The organism is Comamonas sp. Tr-654, from assembly GCF_011752915.1.
Classification (GTDB): Bacteria; Pseudomonadota; Gammaproteobacteria; order Burkholderiales; family Burkholderiaceae_C; genus Comamonas.
Map to the genome: position 1 here is coordinate 191,707 of NZ_VWWQ01000004.1, position 26,894 is coordinate 218,600.

27 protein-coding genes are annotated in these 26,894 nt (G+C 64.1%); 9 read left to right on the forward strand and 18 right to left on the reverse strand.

Translation table 11 applies throughout. The features are described from left to right. Positions 1-34: 34 nt before the first annotated feature. The 3 genes from F3J24_RS14170 to F3J24_RS14180 are packed head-to-tail and all read right to left on the reverse strand — an operon-like array spanning position 35 to position 2,359. Positions 35-457 carry a universal stress protein gene (locus F3J24_RS14170; protein ID WP_167007445.1) on the reverse strand — a complete coding sequence of 141 codons (423 nt, stop codon included), beginning with the start codon at positions 455-457 and terminating at the stop codon, positions 35-37. A 29-nt stretch (positions 458-486) separates the two neighbouring features. Continuing rightward, positions 487-1,365, reverse strand: a complete 879-nt coding sequence (locus F3J24_RS14175; RefSeq protein ID WP_167007448.1) for a metallophosphoesterase — start codon at positions 1,363-1,365, stop codon at positions 487-489. Positions 1,366-1,378: 13 nt separating this feature from the next. Further along, positions 1,379-2,359, reverse strand: coding sequence for a LysR family transcriptional regulator (locus tag F3J24_RS14180; protein ID WP_043003240.1), 981 nt, complete (start codon positions 2,357-2,359; stop codon positions 1,379-1,381). 135 nt (positions 2,360-2,494) lie between these two features. Here F3J24_RS14180 and F3J24_RS14185 point away from each other — a divergent pair, with 135 nt between their 5' ends. Next, positions 2,495-2,923, forward strand: a complete 429-nt coding sequence (locus tag F3J24_RS14185) for a hypothetical protein (protein WP_003059907.1) — start codon at positions 2,495-2,497, stop codon at positions 2,921-2,923. A 187-nt stretch (positions 2,924-3,110) separates the two neighbouring features. On the opposite strand, the gene F3J24_RS14190 is transcribed toward F3J24_RS14185, so the two are convergent. The 3 genes from F3J24_RS14190 to F3J24_RS14200 form a co-directional block, all read right to left on the reverse strand. After that, positions 3,111-4,967, reverse strand: coding sequence for a phosphoenolpyruvate carboxykinase (GTP) (locus F3J24_RS14190; protein ID WP_167007451.1), 1,857 nt, complete (start codon positions 4,965-4,967; stop codon positions 3,111-3,113). A 350-nt stretch (positions 4,968-5,317) separates the two neighbouring features. Next, a complete protein-coding gene (locus F3J24_RS14195) occupies positions 5,318-5,455 on the reverse strand; it encodes a hypothetical protein (protein WP_167007454.1) in 138 nt (45 codons plus the stop codon). Between the two features lie 90 nt (positions 5,456-5,545). Beyond that, the gene (locus F3J24_RS14200; RefSeq protein ID WP_167007456.1) at positions 5,546-6,748 is read right to left on the reverse strand and encodes a threonine ammonia-lyase; all 1,203 of its coding nucleotides are present in this window, start codon (positions 6,746-6,748) and stop codon (positions 5,546-5,548) included. 304 nt (positions 6,749-7,052) lie between these two features. On the opposite strand from F3J24_RS14200, the gene boxC reads away from it, so the two are divergent. From boxC to F3J24_RS14220, 4 genes are all read left to right on the forward strand, one after another. After that, complete coding sequence (gene boxC, locus F3J24_RS14205; RefSeq protein WP_167007458.1) at positions 7,053-8,711, forward strand: 2,3-epoxybenzoyl-CoA dihydrolase; 1,659 nt, start codon at positions 7,053-7,055, stop codon at positions 8,709-8,711. 174 nt (positions 8,712-8,885) lie between these two features. Continuing rightward, positions 8,886-10,310, forward strand: a complete 1,425-nt coding sequence (boxB, locus tag F3J24_RS14210) for a benzoyl-CoA 2,3-epoxidase subunit BoxB (protein ID WP_167007461.1) — start codon at positions 8,886-8,888, stop codon at positions 10,308-10,310. Positions 10,311-10,418: 108 nt separating this feature from the next. After that, on the forward strand, positions 10,419-11,720 hold the full coding sequence (gene boxA / locus F3J24_RS14215; RefSeq protein WP_167007464.1) for a benzoyl-CoA 2,3-epoxidase subunit BoxA: 1,302 nt from the start codon (positions 10,419-10,421) through the stop codon (positions 11,718-11,720). A gap of 138 nt (positions 11,721-11,858) precedes the next feature. Beyond that, positions 11,859-12,461, forward strand: a complete 603-nt coding sequence (locus F3J24_RS14220; protein ID WP_167007467.1) for an HD domain-containing protein — start codon at positions 11,859-11,861, stop codon at positions 12,459-12,461. Between the two features lie 127 nt (positions 12,462-12,588). Here F3J24_RS14220 and F3J24_RS14225 read toward each other — a convergent pair whose 3' ends face one another. Together F3J24_RS14225 and F3J24_RS14230 are read right to left on the reverse strand one after the other, a co-directional pair. After that, a complete protein-coding gene (locus F3J24_RS14225; RefSeq protein ID WP_167007470.1) occupies positions 12,589-13,317 on the reverse strand; it encodes an aspartate/glutamate racemase family protein in 729 nt (242 codons plus the stop codon). 1 nt (position 13,318) lies between these two features. Further along, positions 13,319-14,200 (reverse strand): amino acid ABC transporter substrate-binding protein, encoded by an 882-nt coding sequence (locus F3J24_RS14230; protein ID WP_043003247.1) that lies wholly within the window; start codon positions 14,198-14,200, stop codon positions 13,319-13,321. Between the two features lie 270 nt (positions 14,201-14,470). On the opposite strand from F3J24_RS14230, the gene F3J24_RS14235 reads away from it, so the two are divergent. Further along, positions 14,471-15,694: a D-amino acid dehydrogenase gene (locus tag F3J24_RS14235; RefSeq protein ID WP_167008230.1), complete on the forward strand. Its 1,224-nt coding sequence runs from the start codon at positions 14,471-14,473 to the stop codon at positions 15,692-15,694. 12 nt (positions 15,695-15,706) lie between these two features. Here the strand turns inward: F3J24_RS14235 and F3J24_RS14240 are convergent, their stop codons facing one another. After that, positions 15,707-16,615, reverse strand: coding sequence for a LysR substrate-binding domain-containing protein (locus tag F3J24_RS14240; RefSeq protein WP_167007473.1), 909 nt, complete (start codon positions 16,613-16,615; stop codon positions 15,707-15,709). Between the two features lie 21 nt (positions 16,616-16,636). Then, positions 16,637-17,203: a cob(I)yrinic acid a,c-diamide adenosyltransferase gene (locus F3J24_RS14245; protein ID WP_167007476.1), complete on the reverse strand. Its 567-nt coding sequence runs from the start codon at positions 17,201-17,203 to the stop codon at positions 16,637-16,639. Between the two features lie 184 nt (positions 17,204-17,387). Between F3J24_RS14245 and F3J24_RS14250 the strand changes: the two genes are divergently transcribed. Beyond that, complete coding sequence (locus tag F3J24_RS14250; RefSeq protein WP_167007478.1) at positions 17,388-17,756, forward strand: EF-hand domain-containing protein; 369 nt, start codon at positions 17,388-17,390, stop codon at positions 17,754-17,756. 24 nt (positions 17,757-17,780) lie between these two features. Here the strand turns inward: F3J24_RS14250 and F3J24_RS14255 are convergent, their stop codons facing one another. Next, complete coding sequence (locus F3J24_RS14255; protein ID WP_167007481.1) at positions 17,781-18,752, reverse strand: BMP family protein; 972 nt, start codon at positions 18,750-18,752, stop codon at positions 17,781-17,783. 15 nt (positions 18,753-18,767) lie between these two features. After that, on the reverse strand, positions 18,768-19,766 hold the full coding sequence (locus F3J24_RS14260) for a tripartite tricarboxylate transporter substrate binding protein (RefSeq protein WP_167007484.1): 999 nt from the start codon (positions 19,764-19,766) through the stop codon (positions 18,768-18,770). 288 nt (positions 19,767-20,054) lie between these two features. Between F3J24_RS14260 and F3J24_RS14265 the strand changes: the two genes are divergently transcribed. Next, on the forward strand, positions 20,055-21,482 hold the full coding sequence (locus tag F3J24_RS14265) for an FAD-binding oxidoreductase (RefSeq protein ID WP_167007486.1): 1,428 nt from the start codon (positions 20,055-20,057) through the stop codon (positions 21,480-21,482). A gap of 83 nt (positions 21,483-21,565) precedes the next feature. Here F3J24_RS14265 and F3J24_RS14270 read toward each other — a convergent pair whose 3' ends face one another. Together F3J24_RS14270 and F3J24_RS14275 are read right to left on the reverse strand one after the other, a co-directional pair. Further along, positions 21,566-22,393: a hypothetical protein gene (locus F3J24_RS14270; protein WP_003059942.1), complete on the reverse strand. Its 828-nt coding sequence runs from the start codon at positions 22,391-22,393 to the stop codon at positions 21,566-21,568. A gap of 46 nt (positions 22,394-22,439) precedes the next feature. Further along, the gene (locus F3J24_RS14275; protein WP_167007489.1) at positions 22,440-23,063 is read right to left on the reverse strand and encodes a tetratricopeptide repeat protein; all 624 of its coding nucleotides are present in this window, start codon (positions 23,061-23,063) and stop codon (positions 22,440-22,442) included. Between the two features lie 205 nt (positions 23,064-23,268). Between F3J24_RS14275 and F3J24_RS14280 the strand changes: the two genes are divergently transcribed. Further along, the gene (locus F3J24_RS14280) at positions 23,269-24,021 is read left to right on the forward strand and encodes a class I SAM-dependent methyltransferase (protein ID WP_167007491.1); all 753 of its coding nucleotides are present in this window, start codon (positions 23,269-23,271) and stop codon (positions 24,019-24,021) included. A gap of 6 nt (positions 24,022-24,027) precedes the next feature. On the opposite strand, the gene F3J24_RS14285 is transcribed toward F3J24_RS14280, so the two are convergent. From F3J24_RS14285 to F3J24_RS14300, 4 genes are all read right to left on the reverse strand, one after another. Then, positions 24,028-24,363: a cytochrome c gene (locus F3J24_RS14285; protein ID WP_167007494.1), complete on the reverse strand. Its 336-nt coding sequence runs from the start codon at positions 24,361-24,363 to the stop codon at positions 24,028-24,030. 89 nt (positions 24,364-24,452) lie between these two features. Beyond that, positions 24,453-25,664 (reverse strand): sulfite oxidase, encoded by a 1,212-nt coding sequence (locus F3J24_RS14290; protein ID WP_167007497.1) that lies wholly within the window; start codon positions 25,662-25,664, stop codon positions 24,453-24,455. Positions 25,665-25,712: 48 nt separating this feature from the next. Further along, the gene (locus F3J24_RS14295; RefSeq protein ID WP_167007499.1) at positions 25,713-26,300 is read right to left on the reverse strand and encodes a hypothetical protein; all 588 of its coding nucleotides are present in this window, start codon (positions 26,298-26,300) and stop codon (positions 25,713-25,715) included. Beyond that, the gene (locus tag F3J24_RS14300) at positions 26,297-26,857 is read right to left on the reverse strand and encodes an RNA polymerase sigma factor (RefSeq protein ID WP_167007502.1); all 561 of its coding nucleotides are present in this window, start codon (positions 26,855-26,857) and stop codon (positions 26,297-26,299) included. Before F3J24_RS14300 ends, F3J24_RS14295 begins: the two co-directional genes overlap by 4 nt. Between the last annotated feature and the right edge of the window lie 37 nt (positions 26,858-26,894).

Genomic DNA, 26,894 nt, shown 5'->3' on the forward strand with positions numbered 1-26,894 from the left:
GCGTATGTAAATCAGGCGCAATAAGCTATGAGAATCAGCGAATCAACAGCACGGGGATGGTGCAGCCCGCCAGCACCTGAGAGCTGACCGAGCCCATGACCAGGCGGCCCAGCGCGCCGTGGCCATGCGTGCCCATGGCGATCAGGTCGAACTTGCCGTCCTGCGCGGCGTGGATGATGGTGTCGGCAATGGGGCCGACCTTGGAGATGCTGTGCGCCTCGACGCCACGCGCCTTCAGGAACTCCTGCACGGGCTGCAGGATCTTGGCGGATTCTTCGTCGTAGTACTGCTCCACCACTTCCTTGCCCAGCGCAGCGCGTGCACGCGGAGGCAGCAGCGGCTGCACGGTGATGATGGTGTACTCATGGCCCGTGCCCAGCATCTCCTGATGCGAGGTCAGATAGGCCAGCATTTTCTGAGTGTAGGCACTGCCGTCCACAGCGAGCAAGATCTTCATACCAATTTCTCCTTGTTGATGTCTCGAGCCTAAGGGCTGGGGACAGTCAGCATCTTGACTTGGCTCAAGTCAATTGTCGATGCCGGCAGAAAGTCCTCCTGCTCTCCCTTGCGGGCATAGCCGAGAGGATTGGCCACCACGCGGCATTGCCAGGCGCTGCCGTCCTCGCGCCGACCGCTGGCGATGTAGTCGCTGGCGCAATGCAGATGGCCGTGCAACCAGAGCTGGGCATGGGGCAGAAAGTCGTCCATCACATTGCAGAAACCGGCCGTGCCAGGCACCAGCCCGTAGCGCGGATCGGCGCTGCGCAGACTGGGCGCAAAGTGGGTCACGGCTACCGTGGGCCCATCAAACGGCTGCTGCAGTGCGGCGCGCAGCCAGTCCTGGCAGAGCAGGCTTTCCTCGCGCATGGGCGCGGCCAGAAACGGCTCGCCCTGGCGGCTGCCGCCGGTCTTTTGCAGATAGAAATTGGCTGCGCGAAAAGCCTTTTCGCGCAGCCTGTGCAAACGCGTGGCATCGCTCACGCCCTCATGCATGGCCATGGCGTCGAAGTCGCTCCACAGCGTGGTGCCGATGAAACGCACGCCGTCCATGACCACGGTTTCACGGTCGAGCCAGATCAGGCCCAGCTTGTCGCACACACGCTGCAGGCGCAGTCTCGCCTCGTCGAAGTCCTGCATGTCGTACTCGTGATTGCCGGGCACGAACAGCACGGGCGTGGGCCAGGCCGCGTATTGCGGCAGCGGCGAGAAACGCTCCAGCCCGAAGTTCTCGCCATCGACCTGGCTGCTGCTCTGGTAGGAGCCGATATCGCCGGCCAGCACCAGCACATCGGCACCGGCCGCCGGCTGAGCAACGAATTGGGGGTGGACTTCAAGGTGCAGGTCGGACAGCAGCTGGATCTTCATGCGGCTAGTTTAGTCAACCATGCTGGGTGACCTGGGCCGAACCATTGGCAAAGGTGATCTCGGCCGAGCGCGTCAGCGTTTTCAGCAGCCAGTCATAGGCCTGCGGGTGCGGGCCGCGCCGGCGCCACAGCGCATCCACATGCACGGGCGTGACATCGAAGGGCAGATCGCGCAGCTCCAGCTGATCACCCATACCGGTCACGGGTACGAAATGGCGCGGCAGGATGGTCAGCAGATCGGAGTTGATCACTACACGCGCTGCGGTGAAGAACTGGTTGACGGTGAGCACCACTTCGCGCGAACGCCCCAGCGAGGCCAGGGCCTCGTCGATGAAGCCGAAGGAGCGGCCCGAGAAGCTGACCAGCATGTGGCGGGCCGCACAGTAGTTGTCCAGCGTCAGCGGAACATGCGCCAGCGGATGGTCCTTGCGCATCACGCACAGGTACTCGCCCTCATAAAGGCGGCGGCTGTCAAACGCCACCAGACCGCCGGCCTGTGCACGCGCCGTCAGATCGGCCAGCACGGCGGGGAAATAGCCCACGGCCATATCGGCCTCGCCATCGTCGAGCAAGGACCTGGGATCGCGCGTGGTCAGCGGCAGCAGGCGTATGCCCAGGCCTGGCGCCTCGCGCGCCAGGATCGGGTACAGCGGCGGAATCAGCGTGGCGGCCGTGGCATCGGCCATGGCAATCACGAACGTGGTGCTGGCCGTCTCGGGATCGAACTCGTCGGGTGCGAGTGCCCCTTCCAGATGCTGAAGGGCCTCGCGTATCACCGGCCACAGGGCCTGGGCGCGCGGCGTGGGCTCCACGCCCTGTCCCTGGCGCACCAGCAGCTCGTCGCCCAGGACCTCGCGCAGCCGGCGCATGGCATTGCTGACCGCCGGCTGGGTGATGCTGAGCTTGTGAGCCGCGCGCGTGAGGCTGCGTTCGGACATGACCTCATCGAAGACGCGCAGCAGATTCAGATCCAGAGAGCGAAAGTTCAAAGACATGGCATCACCCGATACATCACTGCTGTGAATGCTACAGATTCAAAATATAAATTTGAACATACCTAGGGTAATCCCTATAGTTACACCTATTCCCCGGGCAATTCGCCAAAAGCGTGGGTCAAAGGGTTAACTGCCATGAGCAACTTTATTTACAACTCCTACTGTGTCGAGCACCCTGGTGTGGTGCGTATTTATCAAGCCAGCGACGAACGCATGGCCGCCATTGCCGCCGAGCATGAAGCGCAATCCCAATCCCGGTCGCACTGGATGGTGCTGGCTGTGGTGCTTGCCGCTCTGGCCGCCGGCGTCTTCCAGGCCACCGAGACCTGGAGCGACGGCCATATGATGGCTGCCTGGATGGTCCTGTGGGCCATGGCCTTTGCCAGCATCGCCCTCTTCTCCCAGCCCGCCCGCCGCGCCATCAATCTGGTGCGTACCGGCTACCGCGCCTGGGTCAAGAGCCGCCAGCAAGCCGCTGCCGATGAACGCGTCTGGAACGCAGCGCTGCAAGATGCCCGCCTGATGGCCGATCTGGCCCGTGCCATGGATCGCCAGAGCCGCTAAGCGCCCGGACCGCTTCCCTCGAAAAGCCGCTGCCCACAAGGCCAGCGGCTTTTTTCATGCCCTCTCGACGCTTCATGAAATGAGCGTCCACCCCTTGTCCGGCAAGCGCCAACAGCTATCAAAACAACGGTTCAAAAAAAAGCCCTGCGGCCAGCGGCCTGCAGGGCTTTTTTATTCCATCAAAGGCTTAGGCGGACAGGCGCTCTTCGAGCTTGGCCTTGGTGTCCAGCATGGCCTTGGGCAGGTTGTAGGCCAGCTTGTCGAAATGCTCGCCATGCAGCTTCATTTCCTCGGCCCAGGCGGCCTTGTCGATATTGGTCACGCTGTCGAACTGGGCGGCGTTGAAGTCCAGGCCGCTCCAGTTGATTTCAGCGTACTGGGGAGCAATACCGAAGGCGGTTTCCTGGCCTTGGACCTGGCCTTCCAGACGGTCGATCATCCACTTCAGAACGCGCATGTTCTCACCGTAGCCGGGCCAGACGAACTTGCCTTCGGCGTTCTTGCGGAACCAGTTGGTGGTGAAGATCTTGGGCAGGGTTGCGCCCTGGCCTTCAATCTTGGCGCCCAGGTCCAGCCAGTGCTGGAAATAGTCGCTCATGTTGTAGCCGGCAAAAGGCAGCATGGCGAAGGGGTCGCGGCGCACCACGCCTTGTGCGCCAAAGGCAGCGGCGGTGGTCTCGGAGCCCATGGTCGCTGCCATGTACACGCCTTCGGTCCAGTCGCGGGCTTCGGTCACCAGAGGCACGGTGGTGGAGCGGCGGCCGCCGAAGATCATGGCATCGATCTTCACGCCGGCGGGATCGTCCCAGGCTTCGTCCAGCGCAGGGTTGTTGGTGGCAGCCACGGTGAAGCGGGCATTGGGGTGGGCGGCCTTGGCGCCGGTTTCCTTGGCGATCTGGGGCGTCCAGTCCTTGCCTTGCCAGTCGATCAGGTGATCGGGCAGCTTGCCCTGGTCCTTTTCCATGCCTTCCCACCACACGTCGCCGTCATCGGTCAAGGCCACGTTGGTGAAGATCACGTTCTTGTCCAGGCTCAACATGCAGTTCGGGTTGGTCAGCATATTGGTGCCGGGAGCCACGCCGAAGTAACCGGCTTCGGGGTTGATGGCGCGCAGCGAGCCGTCGGCCTGGGGCTTGATCCAGGCGATGTCGTCGCCGATGGTCGTGACCTTCCAGCCGTCGAAGGCCTTGGGGGGCACCAGCATGGAGAAATTGGTCTTGCCACAGGCCGAGGGGAAGGCGGCAGCCACGTGGTACTTCTTGCCTTCGGGGTTGGTGACGCCCAGGATCAGCATGTGCTCGGCCAGCCAACCCTGGTCGCGGCCCATGGTGGAGGCGATACGCAGCGCAAAGCACTTCTTGCCCAGCAGCGCATTGCCGCCGTAGCCCGAACCGTAGGACCAGATTTCGCGGGTTTCGGGATAGTGAACGATGTACTTGGTCTTGCTGCAGGGCCAGGTGGTTTCGTCCTTCTGGCCTGCGGCCAGAGGTGCGCCGATGGTGTGCACGCAGGGCACGAACTCGCCGCTGGTGCCGATCACGTCATACACGGCCTTGCCCATGCGGGTCATGATCTTCATGTTGACGGCCACATAGGGGCTGTCGGACAGCTCGATACCCACGTGGGCGATGGGCGAACCCAGCGGGCCCATGGAGAAGGGCACCACGTACATGGTGCGGCCAGCCATGCAGCCGTCGAACAGCGGGTTCAGCGTGGCACGCATTTCCGCAGGTTCCATCCAGTTGTTGGTGGGGCCTGCGTCTTCCTTCTTGGCGGAGCAGATATAGGTGCGGTCTTCCACGCGGGCCACGTCCGAAGGATCGGTCCAGGCCAGGAAGGAGCCAGGGCGCTTGGCCAGGGGCTTGAAGGTACCGGCATCCACCAGTTGCTGGCACAGCGCGTCATATTCGGCTTGCGAGCCGTCGCACCAGTGAATCTGGGCGGGCTTGCACAGCGCAGCCATTTCGGCGACCCAGGCGATGAGCTTGGGGTTCTTGACGTAATCGGGAGCCTGGATGTTCAGGCTTTGCACAGCGGCGTTCATGGGGAAGTCCTTCAATTAAAAACCAATTTTTCAAAGAAGCATCCTCTGTAGTCCGAGCCGGATGCGTCTTTGAAAAAAGGCTTTTGAAGGTGTCTCGCTTGCTTTCCCTAGCGCCTGTTGGCGCCTGCAGTCCATCCGATTAAGTCAAAACAACCTTGTTTTGAATAGCGGCGGGACATCGATTCTAGGGAGGGGCTTCGAATTTGTCAGCAATTCACTGGCAATAACTATGCATCTTATGCATCAAAGTATGTGCATTTCAAACATTGATGACGTGTTCGGATATAAAAAAACCCCGCATCGCGGGGTTGGGTCAGCCAGGGTTGGAATGCCTTGAGCAGGTGTCGGCCTCAGGCCATGTTCACGGCAATGAAAGCCAGCAGAAACATCATCACCGCACCGGCGGCCGGAATGATGACGGGGATGTAGGGCACCACGGCTTCGGCCGCATCCTGCGGCTCGTGGTCGACGGCGGGATCATGTGACATGCGATCAATGCTCCTTTCAACAATGGTTGCCAGGCATTCTGGCGCAGAGGCCGCTGTCACCCGCTAGGGGAAAGCCCGCCAGCGAGCACATCAGCCAATGCGCTCGGCTTCCATGCCCGCAGCGCGCAGAGCCTGCAGCACCTGCTCTACATGGGGCTGATTGCGAGTCTGCAGCACCAGTTCGATCTCCACATTCTGCGCAGCCAGCATGGTGAAGGCACGCTGGTGGTGCACCTCCTCGATATTGGCGCCGGCAGCGGCCACGGTGGTGGTGATCTGGGCCAGCACGCCGGGCACATCGCGCGCGCTGACGCGGATGCGGGCCAGACGGCCGGAGCGCACCATGCCGCGCTCGATGATGGCGGCCAACAGCATCGGGTCGATGTTGCCGCCCGACAGCACCAGGCCCACCTTCTTGCCCTTGAACTGCGCCGGATAGCGCAGCAGCGCCGCCAAGCCTGCCGCACCCGCGCCTTCGACCAGCGTCTTTTCGATCTCCAGCAGCATGAGCACGGCCTGCTCGATATCGCCCTCGTCCACCAACAGCAGATCATCCACGCAGCGCTGCACCACTTCCTGGGTGATGAGGCCTGGCTGGGTCACCGCAATGCCTTCGGCAATTGTCGACATGCCCATGGGCAGATCGGTATGGCGCAGCGCGTTGACCATGGAGGGAAAACGCTGGGTCTGCACGCCCACGACTTCGATCCCCGGCTTGATGGCCTTGGCCGCCGTCGCAATGCCCGCGATCAGGCCGCCGCCGCCAATGGCCACCACCAGCACATCCAGATCGTTCTGGGCCTGCAGAATTTCCAGTGCCAGCGTGCCTTGGCCGGCGGCGATCGCTTCGTCGTCATAGGGATGGACAAAGGTCAGTTGCTGCTCCTGCGCCAGCTGGTAGGCATGGGCACGGGCCTCGGCCAGGGTGTCGCCATGCAGCACCACCTCGGCGCCGAAGCCGCGCGTGCGCTCCACCTTCACACCCGGGGTGAAACGCGGCATGACGATGACGGCACGCAAACCCAGACGTTGCGCGTGATAGGCCACGCCCTGGGCGTGATTGCCCGCACTCATGGCGACCACGCCACGTGCGCGCTCGGCATCGCTGAGCATGAGCAGCTTGTTCAGCGCGCCGCGTTCCTTAAAGGATGCCGTGAACTGCAGGTTCTCGAACTTGAGATAGACCTGCGCCCCCGTGATCTGCGAGAGCGTGCGTGATTCCACAAAAGGAGTTTGAAGGACGGCGCCATTCAGGCGCGCAGCGGCGGCTTGGATATCTGCAAAGGTCAGCATGGTGAAGCCATTTTGCAAGCAGCCCATCATCCCGCGCCAGTGCCGGGTTTGCCGATCAGCAGCCTCGGACTCGAACGCTCTCCAATTGATAGCTTCAAACCTTTTATACAAAAGGGATTACTTGCAAAAACATTTGAATTTCAGAGTCGTGCAGCGATTGGCAAACAGCTAAGGATTTCCCTTAGTTAGCGCAAAACATGCAACATAGTGCCTAAAGCAGCGTGCATTTTTTTGAGTAATCTGCATAATTGTGCCTACATCCAGTCAATAACTGCACTATTTTTCATCTCAGCAGGAGCCGAGCATGCAGCAGCAAACCGTCGTCGATTACCGCACCGACCCCAGCCAGTACCGGCACTGGTCGTTTGAAGTGGATGGCAATATCGCCCGGCTCAAGCTGGACATTGCCGAGGACGGCGGCATACGCCCCGGCTACAAGCTCAAGCTCAACAGCTATGACCTGGGCGTGGATGTGGAACTGCATGATGCGCTCAACCGCATCCGCTTCGAGCACCCGCAGGTGCGCTCCGTCATCGTCACCAGCGGCAAGGAACGCATCTTCTGTTCCGGCGCGAATATCTTCATGCTCGGTGTCTCGTCCCACGCCTGGAAGGTGAACTTCTGCAAGTTCACCAACGAGACCCGCAATGGCATGGAGGACAGCTCCCGGCACGACGGGCTCAAGTTCCTCGCCGCCGTCAACGGCGCCTGCGCGGGCGGCGGCTATGAGCTGGCTCTGGCCTGCGACGACATCGTACTGATCGACGACCGCTCTTCCTCCGTATCGCTGCCCGAGGTCCCGCTGCTGGGCGTGCTGCCCGGCACGGGCGGGCTGACGCGCGTGACCGACAAGCGCCATGTTCGCCATGACCTGGCGGACATCTTCTGCACCAGCGTGGAAGGCGTGCGCGGCCAGCGTGCCGTGGACTGGCGACTGGTGGATGCGATCGCCAAGCCTGCGCAGTTTGCCGAAGTGGTGCAACAACGTGCGGCCGCACTGGGCGAGAGCAGCCCGCGCCCGGCTTCCGCCCAGGGCGTACAGCTTGCCAGGCTGCAGCGCGAGCAAAGCCCGGACGGCCTGCACTATCGCCACGTCAGCGTGCAAATTGATCGCAGCAAGCGCAGCGCCACCATCACGGTCAAGGCACCCCATGGCGAACAGCCCGCCAGCCTTGCAGCCATAGAAAGCGCAGGCGCCACATGGTGGCCGCTGGCCATGGGCCGCGAGCTCGACGACGCCATACTGCATCTGCGCACCAACGAGCTCGATGTGGGCACCTGGATTCTCAAGACCGAGGGCGATGCGCGCACCGTGCTGGCGGCGGGCCAGACCCTGGTGACGCACCGCGATCACTGGCTGGTGCAGCAAACCACAGGCCTGCTGCGCCGTACCTTTGCACGCCTCGATGTGTCGTCGCGGTCGCTGTTCGCCTTGATCGAGCCCGGCTCCTGCTTTGTCGGCATGCTGGCCGAGCTGGTCTTCTGCGCCGATCGCGCCTACATGCTGGTGCTGCCCGACGAACCCGAGCGCGAGCCCGTCATCGAGCTCGATGAATTCAACTTCGGACTACTGCCGCTGGTCAACGATCAAAGCCGTCTGCAGCGTCGCTTCTACGAGGAGTCTGAGCCCCTGGCAGCCGCGCGCGCTGCCGTGGGCAAGCCGCTCAACGGCGATGCGGCGCAGCAACTCGGACTGGTCACCGCCGCGCTTGACGATATCGACTGGGAAGACGAGATCCGCATCGCCATGGAAGAGCGCGCCGCGATGTCGCCCGACGCGCTCACCGGCCTCGAAGCCAATCTGCGTTTCGCCAGCCAGGAAAACATGGTCACGCGCATCTTCGGGCGTCTGTCGGCCTGGCAGAACTGGATCTTCAACCGCCCCAACGCGGTGGGCGAAAAAGGGGCGCTGAAGCTCTACGGCACCGGACAGAAGGCCGGCTTCGATTTCAACAGGGTATGAGGAAACTCCCCCTGAGCGGCTATGCCGCTTCCCCCTCTCTGGCACTGCGTGCCGGAGGGGGACAACGCCCTCGCAGCGAGGCGGCCCTTGCTCGGCGTTACTCGCCTGGGCTGCACCAGTTTCGAAGCGACTACACGGCTTCATGAATCGGCAAAACATCACAGGAGACTCCCCATGAGCAGCATCGACTACAGCCAGAAGATTCCCAACAACGTGGACCTCAGCGGTGACCGTACGCTGCAGCGTGCGCTGGAGAGCTGGCAGCCCAGCTTCATCCGCTGGTGGGACGATGTGGGCCCCGAAGGATCGACCAACTACGATGTCTATCTGCGTACCGCGGTGAGCGTGGATCCGCAGGGCTGGGCGCAGTTCGGCTACGTCAAGATGCGCGACTACCGCTGGGGCATTTTCCTGAACCCGGCGGATCAGGAACGCAGCATTCATTTTGGCGATCACAAGGGCGAGAAAGCCTGGCAGGACGTGCCCGGCGAGCACCGCGCCAACCTGCGTCGCATCATCGTCACGCAAGGCGATACCGAGCCTGCGTCGGTGGAGCAGCAACGCCACCTGGGCCTGACTGCACCATCCATGTACGACCTGCGCAATCTGTTCCAGGTCAATGTGGAAGAAGGCCGCCATCTCTGGGCCATGGTCTACCTACTGCACAAGCATTTCGGGCGTGACGGACGCGAGGAAGCCGAGGCGCTGCTGGAGCGCCAGAGCGGCGATGAAAACAACCCGCGCATTCTGGGCGCCTTCAATGAAAAAACGCCGGACTGGCTGGCCTTCTTCATGTTCACCTACTTCACCGACAGAGACGGAAAATTCCAGCTCGCAGCGCTTGCCGAGTCGGCCTTCGATCCGCTGGCGCGCACCACCAAATTCATGCTGACCGAAGAGGCGCACCATATGTTCGTCGGCGAGTCCGGCGTTTCGCGCGTTCTGGCACGCACCTGCCAGGTCATGAACGAGCTCAAGACCGACGATGTGAACAAGCTGCGCAATGCGGGCGTCATCGATCTGCCCACGATCCAGCGCTATCTGAACTTCCACTACAGCGTCACCATCGACCTGTTCGGCGCCGACCAGTCCAGCAATGCCGCCACCTTCTACAGCTCGGGCCTCAAGGGCCGCTACGAAGAAGGCAAGCGCGAGGACGATCACAAGCTGCACGAGCAGAACTACAAGGTGCTGGAGGTGGTGGACGGCAAGTTGCAGGAGAAGGAAGTGCCCATGCTCAACGCCTTGAACGAGGTGCTGCGCGACGACTACATCAAGGACAGCAATGCCGGTGTGGGACGCTGGAACAAGGTGATGGAAAAGGCCGGCATCGACTTTCGCCTGACGGTGCCGCACAAGGCCTTCAACCGCCAGATCGGCGCGCTGGCAGGCGTGCGCATCAGCCCCGACGGCCGCCCCGTGAGCGAGCAGGAATGGCTGACCAGAAAGAACGAGTGGCTGGCCACCGAGGACGACCGCAACTTTGTCGCATCGCTGATGAAGCCATGCCTGGAGCCCGGCAAGTTTGCCGGCTGGATTGCGCCCCCCGTCATGGGCATCAATCGTCAGTCCGTGGACTTCGAGTACGTGAAGTTTTGAGCCCCCCTGAGCGGCTGAGCCGCTTCCCCCGAGGGGGACGACATCCTCGCGGCGGGGCGGCCCTTGCTCGATGTCACTGAGTTGGGTTGCCCTGGTTTGGAGAACAAAATGAGCACCATCACGCTGATTGAAAACGGCATCCTGAAGCAGCATCTGATCGACCCGGAGATCTGCATTCGCTGCAACACCTGCGAGGCGACCTGCCCCGTGGACGCCATCACGCATGACGACAACAACTATGTAGTCATGGCGGACAAGTGCAACGGCTGCATGGACTGCATCTCGCCCTGCCCCACCGGCTCCATCGACAACTGGCGCCTGGTGTCGGCAAGCAAGCCCTACAGCGTGACCGAGCAACTGGGCTGGGAGAGCCTGCCCGAAGAACTTTCTGCCGACGTGCTGGCCGCCGCGCAGACAGCCGAGAATGCCGTCGATGTGCAGGACCTGAGCCAGGCCCAGGCCGTGATTGCGGCCGCAGCCGGTCTGGCCGAAAGCGGTGCTGCGGAAGTGTTTCGCGCAGCCAGCTATGGCGCCACCACGCCGCCCTGGTCTGCCGCCCATGCCTACACCAATCTGCATGGGCCCAAGGCTCCGGTGACGGCCACGGTGGTGGGCAATCTGAACTGCACGGAAGCCGGCTTCGACAACGAGACCCACCATATCGTGCTGGACTTCGGCGCCTTGCCTTTTCCGGTGCTCGAAGGCCAGTCGCTGGGCATTGTCCCGCCCGGTGTGGATGCCGGCGGCAAGCCCCATGTGGCGCGCCAGTACTCGATTGCCAGCGCCCGCAACGGCGAGCGCCCCGGCTACAACAATCTGGCACTGACCGTGAAACGCGTGGTCGAGGATCACCACGGCCAGCCCGTGCGCGGCGTGGCCAGCAACTATCTCTGCGATCTGCAGGTGGGTGACAAGGTGCAGGTCATAGGTCCGTTCGGCAGCAGCTTTCTCATGCCCAACCACCCGCGCTCGCACATCGTGATGATCTGCACGGGCACGGGCAGCGCGCCCATGCGCGCCATGACGGAGTGGCGCCGCCGCCTGCGCAAGAGCGGCAAGTTCGACAGCGGGAAACTGCTGCTGTTCTTCGGTGCGCGCACGCCTCAGGAGCTGCCCTATTTCGGCCCCTTGCAGAACCTGCCCAAGGATTTCATCGACATCAACTTCGCCTTCTCGCGCGTGGCCGGCCAGCCCAGGCGCTATGTGCAGGACGCCATGCGTGAGCGCTCGGCCGACCTCATGGAGCTGCTGCGCGACGACAACACGCACATCTATGTCTGCGGCCTCAAAAGCATGGAGGACGGCGTCGTGCTGGCCCTGCGTGATGTGGCCCAGCAAGCAGGACTGGGCTGGGATGAACTGGGCTCAAGGCTCAAGCGCGAAGGACGTCTGCACCTGGAAACCTACTGACGCCTCAAGCCCTCGCGGACCCTGTTAGCAGCAAACAGGATTCGCGCATCAAGGCGGCGGCGGCATGTCATGCCCTTGACAGCGCAGCCCCTGCCAGCGCCCTACAGTGCAACGACCATAACCCACGAAAGACATGGCATGAATGCACGGGCGAACTTTCTGCGCATGCAAGACAGCACGCGTGAAGACTGGCAATTGATCGGCGGCGAATTCGCACACTTCACCAGCGGCCTGCCCGACAGGGTGATGGCCCATCTGAAGCTGCTGGAAGGCGACTATGGCGGCTTTCCGGTGGACCGCTACACCCACTCCCTGCAAACCGCCACGCGCGCGCTGCGCGACGGCCGCGACGAGGAGTATGTGGTGTGCGCACTGCTGCACGACATCGGCGACACCCTCGGGTCTTTCAACCACCCCGACATAGCCGCAGCAGTTCTCCAGCCCTTTGTGAACGAGGCCAACCACTGGATGGTCCAGCATCACGGCATCTTCCAGGGTCACTATTTCTTCCATCACATCGGCCTGGACAGGGACATGCGCGAGCAGTTCCGAGACCATCCGCACTACACACGCACGGCCGAGTTCTGCGAACTCTATGACAACCCGGCCTTCGATCCCCGGGCCGAGACCCTGCCCATGAGTGAATTCGAGCCCATGCTGCGCCGCCTGATGCAGCGGCCCCGGCAAAGCATCTACAAGGCCGCCATGGACTCGGAGATGCAGGACGCCCGGAAGTCTTAGCAAACCATCGTTAAAAGATGAGCTGGTACCGCATACCCATCAACAGATCTGACCTGAATTCGATACATATCTGTTTTATGGCAAGCGATTGCAGCTCATCTTTTTACAGGCCTCTGCCCCGTCGCCGTTAGTGCGCGTAGGCATCCTGCGCCAACGCACAGGCCAGTATCCAGGCCGGGTCCACCAGCTCGGCGCCGCAGGCCTGCGATGCCTGCGGCAGGGCCAGCGGGATTTCGGTGCAGCCCATGATCACGGGCACGGCGCCATGGCGCTGCAGCAGCGGCGCCAGCGCCTCGCCGAAGCATTGCACGGCCAGCGGCATATCGCCCTGCTTCACGCCCTCGTAGATGCCTTGCATGAGCCGGGCCCGGCCCGCCGGTCCGGGCCGCAGCGCGGCAATGCCGCAATCGGCCAGCGCTGCGTCGTAGAGCCCGCTGTCATAGGTGCCGTCCGTAGCCAGCACCAGGGCCTGGCGCGCGCCACCTGCCTTCAGATGCAGCGCCGTCTGCTGCGCGATGTGCAGCACACGCAACTGCGGGAAAAACGCCTGTATCTGCCCATGCCAGGCATGGGCCGTGTTGCAGGCCAGGGCCACGCTGCGCACACCCAGGGCCGCGAGCCGGCCCGCACCCTGCAGCAGATGCGCAGCCGGGCCCGCAGGGGACTGCGGATCGCTGCGCAGCGCCTGTGTGCGATCGGGCATGGGCAGCTGCACCAGCCAGTGCTCGGGATAGGCCTGGTCGTGCACGGGCAGGCCCTGGCCCTGCAGGTGCCGGGTACAGGCCTGCACGAACAGGCGCACGAAATCCGCGCCCGCTGCAGGCCCCATGCCGCCAAGAATGCCGACCGCGCGCATCTCAGAACGCCGGCTTGTCGCCGCGCTCCTGCACGTTGCGCTGCAGCTGCTCGCTCATGGGCAGGCCCAGGGCCGCGTTCTTGGGCGGGATGGGCTGCATGAACCATTTGTCGTAGAGCCTGGCGAAGGCGCCAGACTTCATCATGTCGCCGATCACGCCATCCACCAGCTGCTTGAACTGCGGGTCGTCCTTGCGCAGCATGCAGGCATAGGGCTCGACCTGCAGCGCATCGGCCACGACGTGGAAATCCTTGGGATTCTTGGCGTTGGCGATCAGGCCGTAGAGCAGGATGTCGTCCATGCCAAAGGCCGCGGCACGGTCGTTCTCGACCAGCAGAAAGCCGTCGGCATGATCCTTGGCCATGACGATGTTCATGCCCCAGCCCTGCTCGGCGTTGGCCTTGCGCAGCACCTGCAGATTGGTGGTGCCGGTGGTGATGGCCGCTGTCTTGCCCTTGAGGTCGGCATAGCTCTGGATGCCCGAGCTCTTCTTCACCAGCAGCCGCGTGCCGGTGTAGAAGTGATTGATGGCAAAGCCCACCTCCTTGGCCCGCACCGTATTGTTGGTGGTCGATCCGCACTCCAGGTCTATGGTGCCGTTGGCCAGCAGCGGCATGCGGTTCTGCGAGGTCACGGCCTGCCAGCGCACCTCCAGCGCGGGCAGGTTCAGCACCTTCTTCACGGCTTCGGCGACTGCCTGTGAAAGCTCCACGGTCATGCCTATGGGCTTGCCGTTGTCCAGGTAGCTGAAGGGCACGGAGGACTCACGGTAGGCCAGCGTGATGCGCCCGCTGTCGCGCACTTTGGCCAGAGTATCGGCATGGGCAGCGCCCAGAAAACCCAGGCCAAGTGCCGCACAAAGCACGGTGGAGTGAAGTTGCATGCGGTGTCTCCTCTTCGGTGGTGGATGTGCCGCCAGTGTAGAAAGCGCGCCCGGCTCCGAGGGATGACAATATCGGGCTGATCCATGCCCCTGGTTTATGGGTGGCAGCCCAGGCACTGCCATGCTCCGGGTAAACACCGCGACGGAGGGCCAGCCCGCTGCACTCATCACTCGGGCTGCCCATAACCTGAGTGCATACCCTGCATGCCAAATGCCATGGCTGCCCGGCCCCGCATGGGCCTACAGTGCGACAGCATGGAGAAACGATCAATGCATGTCTGCATCGTGGGCGCCGGCATCGTCGGCCTGGCCACTGCCTATGCGCTGCAATGCGCGGGCTGCCGTGTCACGGTGCTGGAGCGCGGGCCTGGCCCGGCGGCGGGCGCAAGCGGCGGCAACGGCGCGCAGCTCAGCTATTCCTACGTGCAGCCGCTGGCCGATCCCGGCATCTGGAAAATGCTGCCGCAGCTGCTGCTGGAAAAGGACTCGCCGCTGGCCCTGCGCCTGCGCGCCGACCCCGCCCAATGGGCCTGGGGACTGCGCTTTCTGGGCGCCTGCAATGCGCGCGCCTCCATGGCCGGCACGCAGGCGCTGCTGAGGCTGGCCGCCGAAAGCCGGCAGGCCTTCGAGAGCCTGCATGCGCAGGAGTCCCTGAGCTGCGCACTGCACACGCCGGGCAAGCTGGTGCTGTACCAAACGCAGCAGGGCCTGGATGCCGCGGCCCGGCAGGTGGCCCTGCAATCGCGCCTTGGTGGCGCCAGTCAGCAGGTGGTGGATGCAGCCGCCGCAGTGCGCCTGGAGCCCGCGCTGGCAGGCTACTCGGGCCGCATGGCGGGCGCCGTTCACACCCCCAGCGAAAGCGTTGCCGACTGCCGCCAGCTGTGCGAGCAGCTGGCGGCGCTGCTGTCCGCACGCGGCGCCGAGTTGCGCTACGACACCGAGGTGCTGGGCTTCGAGCGCCAGGGCGACGCCGTCACCGGCCTGCGCACCGCCGCCGGCCTGCTGCAGGCCGAGCACTACGTGCTGGCCAGCGGCTGGGAAAGCCCGGCCCATGCGCGCCAGCTGGGCCTGCGCATTCCCGTCTATCCACTCAAGGGCTACAGCATCACCGTGGACATCCCCTCCGACCACACCCAGGCCGCGCCGCGCGTGAGCGTGACCGACACCGCGCGCAAGGTGGTGTTCGCGCGCCTTGGCGAGCGCCTGCGCGTGGCCGGCATGGTGGAGATCATCGGCCGCGACACACGCATCGATACGGCCCGCATCGACAGCCTGCGCCGCTCCACGCAGCAGGTCTTTGCCCAGTTGCCGCTGCAGGGCTCGCTGCATCCCTGGAGCGGCATGCGCCCGGCGACCCCCACGGGCCTGCCCATCACCGGCCGCCAGCGCGGCGGACCGCGCAATCTGTGGCTGCAGACCGGCCATGGCGCGCTGGGCCTGACGCTGGCCTTCGGCTCAGCACAGCGGCTGGCTGCGCAGATGCGCGCAGCCTGAACGCGGGCCTGCTCAGGAGGCGCTCAGAAGCTCCCGCAGGGCCTTGTTCATTTCCTGGGTCATGGCGCGCGCCAGCACCGATCCCGGGCGCTGGGGCAGGCTCAGTGCATTCACGCCCACGGTGATGCGCGGCAAGAGCGGCACCACGTGCACGCGGCGCCGGTCGGCCGCCAGAGCCGTGCAGCCGTCCATGATGGCCGCTCCCAGCCCGTATTCGGCCATGGACAGTGCGGCGTGGTAGGTCTGCACCGTCACCACGGGCGACAGCCCCACGCCATGCTCGCGGCAGGCCTGGCCCAGGCGCATGCCCAACGGGTCGCGCGCATCGAGCGCGACCACAGGCAGCTCGGCCAGATCCTTGAGTTCCATGCCTTCGGCGCGTACGCGCGAAGGCGGCAGCAGCCCCTTGGGCAACACGCAGAACATGTCCACCTCGGCCAGCAGTTCGTGCTCCAGCGCGGGCTGGCCCGCGGAGCTGATCACGAAGCCCACATCGGCCTCCTGCAGCAGCAGGGCCGACACCACCTGCGGCGTGTGCAGCGCCTGCACATGCACCTGGACCGTTGGATGGCGGCGCCTGAAGCCCGCCACGGCGCGCGGCAGCACCTCGCGGCTGAGCGCAAACACCGTCAGCACATTGAGCCGGTCGGCCGACTGGCCGTGGCGCAGGTTAGCGGCCAGACGCTGCACCTCGTCGAGCTGCTCGAAGAGCTTCTCGATATGCGGAAACAGGGCCAGCGCTTCATTGGTCGGCGTCAACCGCCCCCGCGCGCGCTGGAACAGCGCAAAGCCCATCTGCAACTCGGCATGCTGCAGCGTGCGGCTGACCGCGGGCTGGGTGACGTTGATGAGGCGCGCAGCCGCGCTGACGCTGCCGGTCTGCATCACGGCATTGAAGACTTCGATATGTCGCAGACGCATGCCAGGTCTCCTGCCCCTGCCTCACTCGGACTGGGTGCGCGCCAGGCGTTCACTCTTCCAGTACACATCGTCGCCGCCGTCGATGCGGTTGAGCACGCGGGCCAGCACGAACAGCAGATCGGACAGACGATTCAGATACTGGCGCGGAGCGGCTCGCATGGCCTCGGCCTGCTCCAGCGCCACCACCTGGCGCTCTGCACGGCGCGCCACGGTGCGACATACATGGGCCTGCGCGGCAGCGCGCGTGCCGGCAGGCAGGATGAACTCCTGCAGGCGCGGCAACTGTGCGTTGTAGTGGGCCAGCGCGTTGTCGAGCTGCAGCAGCGCATCGTCCTTGAGCAGCTCATAGCCCGGCATGGACAGCTCGCCGCCCAGGTTGAACAACTGGTGCTGGATGTCGATCAGCAGGTCGCGGACATCCTGGGGCATCGACTCGCACAGCAGCAGGCCGATATGCGAGTTCAGTTCATCCACATCGCCCATGGCATGCGGGCGGCCGCTGCTCTTGGAAACGCGGGTGTTGTCTCCGAGGCCGGTGGTTCCGTCATCTCCGGTGCGGGTGGCGATTTGCGTGAGGCGGTTGCCCATGGGTCATCCCTTGTCAAAGCTGCGAGTTTTCGGGGCCGGCACGGCCCTCAGATACGGCCGCCATTGTGCGTTACAGCCCGCAGGCAAATGTAGTCTGAGGCAACAGCAGGCAAAAGTGCTGGCCCTTTGCCGCCTCACAGGGTGCAATGCAGTCCTGCTATCGCATAGAGAAGGAATGCCATTCATGAACAAGAAGAATCTGCTCAATTGCAAGGTCTCGTCATTCGAAGTCGTCAGCGTGGTGCTGTTCTCCGCACTCACCCTCGGCGGAGGCATGGCTTTTGCGCAAACCGGCAGCAGCAATCCCGGCGAGAACAAGGAGCCGGCGCGCATCGTGCAATCGGGCGCGGCCACCGGCGTGCAGCAGGCCCCTACTGCCAAGAACAGCGTGCAGGCGGCCTTCGAGCGTGCCGACGCCAATCGCGACGGTCAGCTCAGTGCGCAGGAAGCGCGCCAGCTGCCCGCCATTTCCCAGCGCTTCGAAGAGATTGACAGCGACCGCAACGGCCAGCTGTCACGTGCCGAATTCGACAAGGGCGCTCAGCAGTACTGAGGCCTTGTCGCGGCGCTTTCCGGATCACGCCGCAGCGCTGAGTTCCTCCTGCGGCAAGGCGAACTCGGCCCCGGCATAGTCCAGGTGAATCTCGAACTCGCGGCGCAGCAAACGCTGCGCCCAGTCTTCGACCAGGCTGCGCTGCGCAGCACTCACCCCGGCCCCCATTTCCAGCCGCACCAGGCTCGGCTCCTCGAGGCCGAAGGCACGATAGCCACCCAGCGGCAGCAGGCCCCGTGCATGGTCCTCTACGGCGCGAAACAAGGCCTCGCCGGAATCGCAGATCGCCGAGGCTACAAACACCTCGGGGTCGCGCGCCACCCAGTCCAGCACATTGCCGATCTGCACCACGCCATGTGCGCGGCACGCTTGCGTCACACCGGGGCGGCCGCCATCAATCATGGCAAACACAATGTCCAGGTCCGTCTGCTCGACCATGGCCGAGACACAGGTGCGGGCCCAGCCCGGACGATGCTGGTGGCCGCAGAACTGGGTGACGAGTTGCCCCTCAAAACCGGCGCGCCTGAGGCCGTCCGCATAGGCAGCACGGCCACGCAGACCCGGCGGCACCTTCTCGCCCGAGAAATGCCCCACCTTGCCCGTCCTGCTCCACTGGCTGGCAAGCACCCCGGCGAGGAAGGCCGACTGCTCCTGCAGCACCTCGTAACGCGCCACATTGGCTGCCGTCCAGCTGCCCTGCATAACCGCAAAGGCCTGCTCGGGCCAGCGCTCGGCCAGGATCTGCACCGGACCGTCACCCTGACCGCCATGCGCCAGAATCAGCGCGTAGCGACCGCCGCACAAGACGGACATTTCGGCTGCACGCTGCTGGGCCGACTGGCCGGCCACCCAGAGCACGTCGACCTCGTGGCCGGCCTCTCTGGCCTTGTGCGCTCCGCGCAGTCCCGACTCGTTGAAACTGCCCTGTCCTTCGGGGCCAAACAGCACCACGGCATAGCGTGGCTTACGGGGTGAATACAGTTTCTCGCTGCTCATCGTTGTCTCTTCTGCTTAAAGTTTTGCACCTGTTTTCTTCGCGATATCTCCCCAGGCCAGATGCTGGTCCGCAATCAGTTGGGTGAAGGCTTTGGATTCCATGTCCCGGGTCACGAATCCCTGGGCTTCCAGCGTCTGCGCAAACTCGGGACGCGCGCTGATCTGCCGCACCGCGCTGGCGATTTTTTCGGCCAGCGCCCTGGGCAGGCCAGCCGGTGCCGAGATGCCGACGAAGTTCTCGGAGACCAGCTGTGCCAGTCCCAGTTCGGCCACGCTGGGCACCGTCGGTGCCTGCGCCACGCGGCGTGAGGATGTCAGCGCCAGCAGCTTGAGCCGGCCCTGCTTGTGCAGCGCGATGTTCTGCGGCAGCGCATCGATGGCCAGCTTGATATGGCCGCTGAGCAGATCCGCACGCATGGGGCCGGCGCCGCGGTAGGGGACATGCTCCATGGACAGATTGAGCGTCTGTGCAAACTGCTCGCCCACCAGATGGCCCACCGAGGCGGCACCGCCGCTGCCAAAGGCGACGGGAGCAGGCTGCTCCTTGATCCAGCTCACCAGCTCGCTCAGGCTGTTGACGGGCACCGAAGGGTGCGCGGCAAACACCGTGGGCACCGCACCGATGTAGGCCAGATGTTCGAAGCTGCGCAAGGGGTCGTAGCCAGGGCTTTGCAGCAGCGATGGCGCTATCGACAGCGCCGCCGAATTGGAGACCAGTAGCGTGTAGCCGTCGTTGGCGCTGTGCGCCACGATCTGCGCGCCAATCGACGAGCCCGCACCGGGCTTGTTGTCTATGATCACGCTCTGGCCCAGCTTCTCGGCCAGCGCGGGAGCCAGCACCCGGGCCACGATATCGCTGGAGCCGCCGGGCGGAAAGGTCACGACCAGCTTGATGGGCCGCGCCGGCCAGGCCTGCGTCTGCGCCGCACGCACATGCCATGCCGCGCCCAGCATGCCTGCTGCCGACACCCCGGCCAGCCCCTGAATGAATGATCTGCGACCCGTATCGCGCATAGCTCCGCCCTCCGAACTGCTTTTGGTTTGAAGCGAGCTCTGCAGCGCACGCCATGAGGCTTGCCAATATAGGCACACCTGGCACAAACCCTAAACACTGAATTCTCATTAGCTAGGGCGAAACTTATCTATGTGCTCGCGCAAGGCGGCTGCGCCGCGGCGAAAGCCACGATGTCTGCCAAGGCATGCGCAAAACCAGCCGCCGCCGCCTGCGCCCTGGCCTAGTGCGCAATACGTACACGCCCGGATCGGACCTGGTGGTATTCTTTTTCTCCTCTGGAGACCCCGATGAATGCACCCGTTGCCCATACCTCGCTGCAGCCCGATTTCGTGCAGCGCCCCATCCCCGAAGAATTTTTGCAGGCTCTGCAAACACGTTTCGGCAGCCAGTGCTCCACGGCCTTGGCCGTGCGCGAGCAGCATGGCCGCGACGAAGGCGCGATTGCCGCGCCCCCGCCGGCAGCCGTGGTGTTTGCCGAGTCCACCCAGGACGTGCAGGACGCCGTCAGGCTCTGCGACCAGTACGGCGTGCCCGTGATTGCCTATGGCGCCGGTTCGTCGCTGGAAGGCCATCTGCTGGCCGTTCAGGGCGGCATTACCATCGACGTCAGCCGCATGAGCCGTGTGCTCTCGGTCAACACCGAAGACCTGACCATCACCGTGCAGCCCGGCATCACGCGCAAGGCCCTGAACGAGGCCATCAAGGACACCGGCTTCTTCTTCCCCATCGATCCCGGTGCCGACGCATCGATTGGCGGCATGACCTCGACCCGCGCCAGCGGCACCAACGCCGTGCGCTACGGCACCATGCGCGAGAACGTACTGGCCCTGGAAGTGGTGACGGCCAATGGCGAAGTGGTGCGTACCGGCAACCGCGCCAAGAAGAGCGCTGCTGGCTACGACCTGACCCGCCTACTGGTGGGCAGCGAAGGCACGCTGGGCATCTTCACCGAGATCACGCTGCGCATCTACCCGCTGCCCGAAGCGGTAAGTGCGGCCATCTGCTCTTTTTCCAGCATCGAGAACGCCGTGCACACGGTGATCCAGACCATCCAGATGGGCATTCCCATCGCCCGCGTGGAACTGGTCGATGTGAATTCCGTACGCATGGTCAACGCCTACAGCAAGCTGTCCCTGCGTGAGGAGCCCATGCTGCTGATGGAGTTCCACGGCTCGCCCACGGGCGTGAAGGAGCAGGCCGAGATGGTTCAGGACATTGCCCATGAATTCGGCGGCAATGCCTTTGAATGGGCCGAACGCCCTGAAGACCGTACACGTCTGTTCACCGCGCGCCACAACGCTTATTTCGCGGCCGTCTCCAGCGTGCCGGGCTGCCGCTGCATTACCACCGATGCCTGCGTGCCCATCAGCCGCCTGGCCGATGCGCTGCTGGAATGCGTGACCGAGGCCGATGCCAGTGGCATACCCTACTTCCTGGTCGGCCACGTGGGCGACGGCAACTTCCACTTCGGCTATCTGATCGACCCCGACAACGACGCCCAGCGCGAGCAGGCCGAGCAACTCAACCACACGCTGGTGGCACGCGCGATTGCGTTGGGCGGCACCTGCACGGGCGAGCATGGCATCGGCATCCACAAGCAGGGCTTTTTGCTCGAAGAGGCGGGAGCCGGTGCGGTGCAGATGATGCGTGCCATCAAGCAGGCTCTGGACCCCAAGAACATCCTGAACCCGGGCAAGATCTTTCAGCTGCAGTGAGCCTCGCTCGCGCTGACTGAAAACACGCCAACCAAGAAAAAGGGCCTGCAGCTGCAGGCCCTTTTCTGTTCTCGGATCGATGCTTATTTGCCGACCTTGAGCTGACCGCCGCGACCCAGGCCGCCCTTGACTTCCTGCGCCTTGTAGTTGCGCAGCGAGATCACCATATTGTTGTATGCGTCCATGAAGGCAGCCACGGTGGCCTTGCCTTCGGGTGTGCGCGAGAAGCCGCCCAGACCGCCGCCCACGCCGCCGCCGAAGGCACCCAGTGCAGCGCCGAAGTTAGTGGCCGTGGAGTTGCCTTCGGAGATGGAGATCTGCACGCCCGAACGGATGTCGAACATGCTCAGCGTCACCACCGAAGCCTTGCTCTGCATGGCGCCGCCGATCAGCGTGCCCACATTGCCGAACAGACCGCCCACACCGGCAGCCAGCTGGCCGGTGGCATCGTTGTCGATGATGATGGAGGGCTCCATGTAGTAGTCAGCGGCCACGCGCTGGCCCTTTTGCTGCCTGGAGCCGGCACGGAACTCACCGGAATTGCGCTGCTTGTCGGTGATCGCCGACATCTTGCTTTCGGTACGGTTGTTGCCCACGGAAGTGATCACAAAGCAGTTGGACTGCTGCACGGCCAGACGGATCAGAGGCTCGATGGTGGTGATCTTGGTGGCGGCGCCGAAGCTGGCATACCACTCCTTGCCGCGACCGTCGTCCACGGCCAGCGTGCCCAGAGGCGCATCGCAACGCTCGAGAGAAGCGTTGGCATTCACGCTGGTGGCGCCGCCCGCTGCGCCCGTGGCAGCCGTGGGAGCCGTGCCGGTGGAAATGGTGCCGCCGCCGGGGGTCACGCAACCGCCCAGTGCCAGGGCCGATGCGATGGCTGCCAGACGCAGCGTTGTCTTCTTGGACATAGAGATGCTTTCTACAAATGAAAAATGTTGAAGCGCTCGACGCGCTTCAGCGGTAATACCAGCCCGACGAACCCCACACCAGGTAGTAGGGCGCGCTCACGTACCAGCGATTCCAGGACTTGCGTTCGTCCTCGATGGCCTGATAGCGAGCATGAGCATTCTGTTTGGCGGCCTGCGCCTGGGGCAGCAGAGACTTGGCTTCCTTGAAGCCCTTGGCGGCGGCGCGCGACAGCCAGGCCTCGGCTTCGGCGGGGTCCGGACCCATTTCTTCAAAACCCAGCAGATACAGACGGCCGAGCGCGAACTGAGCCGGGCCATGACCGGCATCACCGGCCTTGCGCATCCACTCGATAGCCTGATAGCTGTTGCGCTCCACGCCGTCGCCGCGCAGATAGCGCAGGCCCAGGTCATAGGCGGCGCGCGGATCGGGCTGGGTCTTCTGCAGATCGGCTTCGGCCTTTTGCACCAGAGCGGCCTGACGGCGTTCGGCTTCCGGATTGACCGGCTCGCCACGGAAGGTAGCGACATTGCGCGGCAGCTCGGAGCAGTTGTTGCCTTCGCACAGACGCACCGTGGGCGACGCCGGTGCCAACTGATCCTGCGGCGTCTGTGCCGCGCATGCCGTCAGCGCAAGAGCTGCCAATGAAAGGCTTGGTAGAGCCAGGCGCATGAATCACTCCTCTTGATTTTCCGCCGGTGAAAGCCGAAAAGTATACATAAGCAAAAAATGGTAATTTTTACGGCGAGATGAACGCTCGCATACCCCCCCAAAGGGGGGTAATTTGCACAATATACAAGTGGCTGTGCAGTGAGTGCTTGCGTTGCATCACCCGGTTGCACGCTTGCCCAAGATTCCTAACAAAATTAACAATCTGATGGAAAACAAATCGTCTTTCCTGGTATGGCCTCTGCCTGCGCTGCTGACCTGGCTGCTGGCCTGGGTCGCCTTCTTTGCGCTCGGCCATATCGTCGTCTGGTGGCTGGCCTTGCTGCTGGCAGGCGCCGCCAGCTCGGCCGCCAGTCTCTGGGGCCACAGCTGGTGGCGCCGTCTGCTGATTGCCGCAGGCTTTCCGCTGTCGTTTCTGGTGCTCAGCGCCAGCCAGCTGCCCGCATGGGGCTGGTTGCTGCCGCTGGCCTTGCTGTTGCTGATCTACCCGCTCAATGCCTGGCGCGATGCTCCCGTCTTTCCGACGCCGTTGCAAGCCCTCAAAGGATTGGCAAAGATCGTGAAGCTGCCCGACCAGGCTCCGGTGCTGGATGCCGGCTGCGGTATGGGCGACGGCCTGCGCGCGCTGCGCAGCGAGCTGCCGCAGGCCCGTCTCCAGGGCCTGGAGTGGAGCTGGCCACTGGTGATTGCCAGCGCCCTGCGCTGCCCCTGGGCACGCGTGCGGCGTGGCGATATCTGGCTGGCCGACTGGGGCGGCTATCAGCTGGTCTATCTGTTCCAGCGGCCCGAGAGCATGGGCCGCGCCGCCGTCAAGGCCGCCACCGAGATGCAGCCCGGCAGCTGGCTGGTCAGCCTGGACTTCCAGCTGCCCGGCGTGGAAGCGACGGCCTGCCTGCAAGGCAATAGCCGTCACAAGGTCTGGATTTACGCCATGCCGCTGGATGGCGCAGAACGCGGCTGAACCGCCTTATTTGGCTGCGCCGCTGGCCTTGCTCACGTAGAGAGAAACGGCAGCGATATCGGCTTCGCTCATTGTGGCCTTGAAGGAGGGCATGGAGCCGATGCCGTCCTTCAGAGCGCGCGCCACGCGGGCCGCATCGGGCTGCAACTCGTCCAGCACAGGGCCAATGGCACCTTCGGCTCCGGCATCCTTGAGGGTATGACACACTGCGCAGGCAGGGACGGCAGCAGTGGTGAACAGCTCTTTGCCGCGCGCCATCTGGGCAGCCTGATCGGCGTGAGCGGCAGTGCCCGCAAAGGCGGTCAACAACAGGGCGGCGAGGGTGTGGTTTGTCTTCATCATTGTTATTGGAGAAATGCGATGCATCGGGGTTGGATCCCATACCCTGCGTCCCTTCTTCTGGCACCGGGCATGGGCAGTGATTGCGGCGCTCAGGCCACGGTGACTGTCACGGCGTGGTCGGCCCAGCTGGTGTTGTTGTAGCCGCTCTGGTTTTCACCGCGCGCCTCGGGCTGCACATTGCCCTTGATGTCGGTGGCGCGGCTGGCCAGCTGGTAGGTGCCCTTGGGCAACTGGGCCGGGAGCACGAACTGGCGCCAGGCATACCTGCCCATGTCAGGGCCCACCAGACGGGCCTGCTTCCAGCTCTTGCCGCCGTCGATGGAAACTTCCACTCCCTTGATGGCGTGCATGCCGCCGAAGGCCACGCCCTGAATCTGCACCAGGCCGGCAGCCTGGTTGCCGTCTTCAGGAATGGGGCTGTTGATCCAGGACTTGACGCTCATCTCCTGCACCGAGGGCTGGCTGGGATCGCCCTTGCTGCCCGGAGGCGAGATGCGGTAGCCGTGCGACATGATGTGCGCTTCGCTTTCCTTGGCGGTAAAGGCCAGCTGCTTGATGTACTTGATGTTGTTCACGCCGGTGTAGCCCGGCACGATCAGGCGCAGCGGTCCACCGTGGGCCAGGGGCACGGGCTCACCGTTCATCTCCCAGGCCAGCAGCGCGTCCTCCATGGCCGACAGGGGCACGGAGCGCTCCACCAGCACGCTCTTGGGGTCCAGGCCTGCAGGCAGCACCTCGCCGCCCGTGCCCGTCATGTAGAGCATGCCGCCGGCCACGCCACCCAGGGCCTTGACCACATCGCGCACGGGCACACCGCTCCAGACCACGCAGCCTGCAGCGCCCACCGTCCATTGCGTGCCGCTCGGCTTGGAAGGGAAGAAGCCGCGGCCGTTGCCCGAGCATTGCAGCACCATGGGCACGGTCTCCAGCCCCATGGTCTTGAGTTCACGCAGGCTCAGCTGACGAGGCCGGTTCACGCCATCGATCTGCACCGCCCATGCATCGCGATCGGCCACGATGCTCTCGGGCGGCGTCGGCAGGTTGTTGCGCACATAGAGCTGGCTGGTGGGCGTGACCACGCTGGAGCCAAAAGCGCTGCGCCGGGTCTCGATGGTGGTGGAGCTGTGCACGATCACGGCATCGGCATTCTTGAAGCCGGCATAGCCGGGCAGAGGCTTGGCGGCGGGCGCAGCTGCCTGTGCCATGGCCTGACCCTGGAAGCTGGCCAGACCGGCCGCAGCCAGTGCACTGGCGCTACCGGCGAGCAGGCGACGACGCGGCAGGGATGTAGGTTGTTGCATGATGTCTCCTCGTTGATTGTGGTGAATGAGCAGGGCGAGAGATCCGGTTCAGCCATCGACTTTCTCGGGGGCTCCCAGGGCGCGTGATGCCACGGCCAGAGCCTGTTTCTTCTGCGCGATCAGCACCAACGGGCGACCTTCGCGCGAGCGCACCACCTGCCAGTAGCTGTTGGCCCACCAGCCCTGGCCGTCGGCAATCCGCTGGGGCTGCTCGAAGGCCAGCACGGTAACGATGCCGCCTTTCTCGAAAAAGGTGGTCAGGTGATAGGCGCGGCGGCCGTCGATGTCGCAGGGCCGCATGAGCTGGGTGTAGCCGGGCAGCTTGCGGTCGGCAGGCCAATCCATGTGCCGGGCCAGCTCGGCTTCGCCAATGAACTGGCCGCGCAGCGTGCGTTCGTAGTATTCGTGTTCGATGGCCGAGCGCACCATCTGCGGCGGGCGCAGGCCGAGCACGCTGCCCCATGCGGCGCTGCCGAGGATCGCTGCCGCACACAACGCCTGCAGCCCACGGCGGGCATACCAGGGCATGTGGCGCAACAAATGGGCCGGCGGCTCGCCGGGCTCGAAGGCCAGCGCCAGCTCGGCACGGGCGCGCAGGTCGAAATCGGTGTCTTCGGGGCGGTCTTGGTGTTTCATGGTGAGCGCTTTCTCAGCGGTATCACGCTGGCAGCAACGCAAGATTCGATGGCGGCCCCGGCGGGATGCGGCGTCGGCTCCTGCAACACCGTCTTGAGCGCTTCACGGGCCCGCGCCAGGCGCGAGAGCACAGTGCCCGGTGCAATATCCAGCGCCTCGGCCATCTGGGCCGTGGGCATATCGTCAAAGTAGTACAGCACCAGCACTTCGCGATGGATGGGGGCGATGCGGCTCAGCGCCTTGACCACGTCCAGTTGCGCATCGAGTGCCTCATGGTGATTCACGCCCTGCTCACAGGATTCGTCCAGCGGCTGAGCCTGCAGCTGCCCGGGATCGAAATGCCTGAAGGCATGGCGGCGCATGATCTGGAACAGCCATGCCCGGGCCATGCTCTGGTCGCGCAGCTGGTGGCGAAAACGCCAGGCGCTGGTGAAGCAGTCCTGCACCACATCCTCGGCCGTGGCGCGCGAGCCCGTCAGTGCCCAGGCACTGCGCAGCAAGAAGCGGTAATGCTCGCGCACCCACTGGTTGTAGCGCGACTCGGCAGAGAAGATCATGGTGATAAAGAGCGCAAGCCTGCTGCTTTCATTCCAT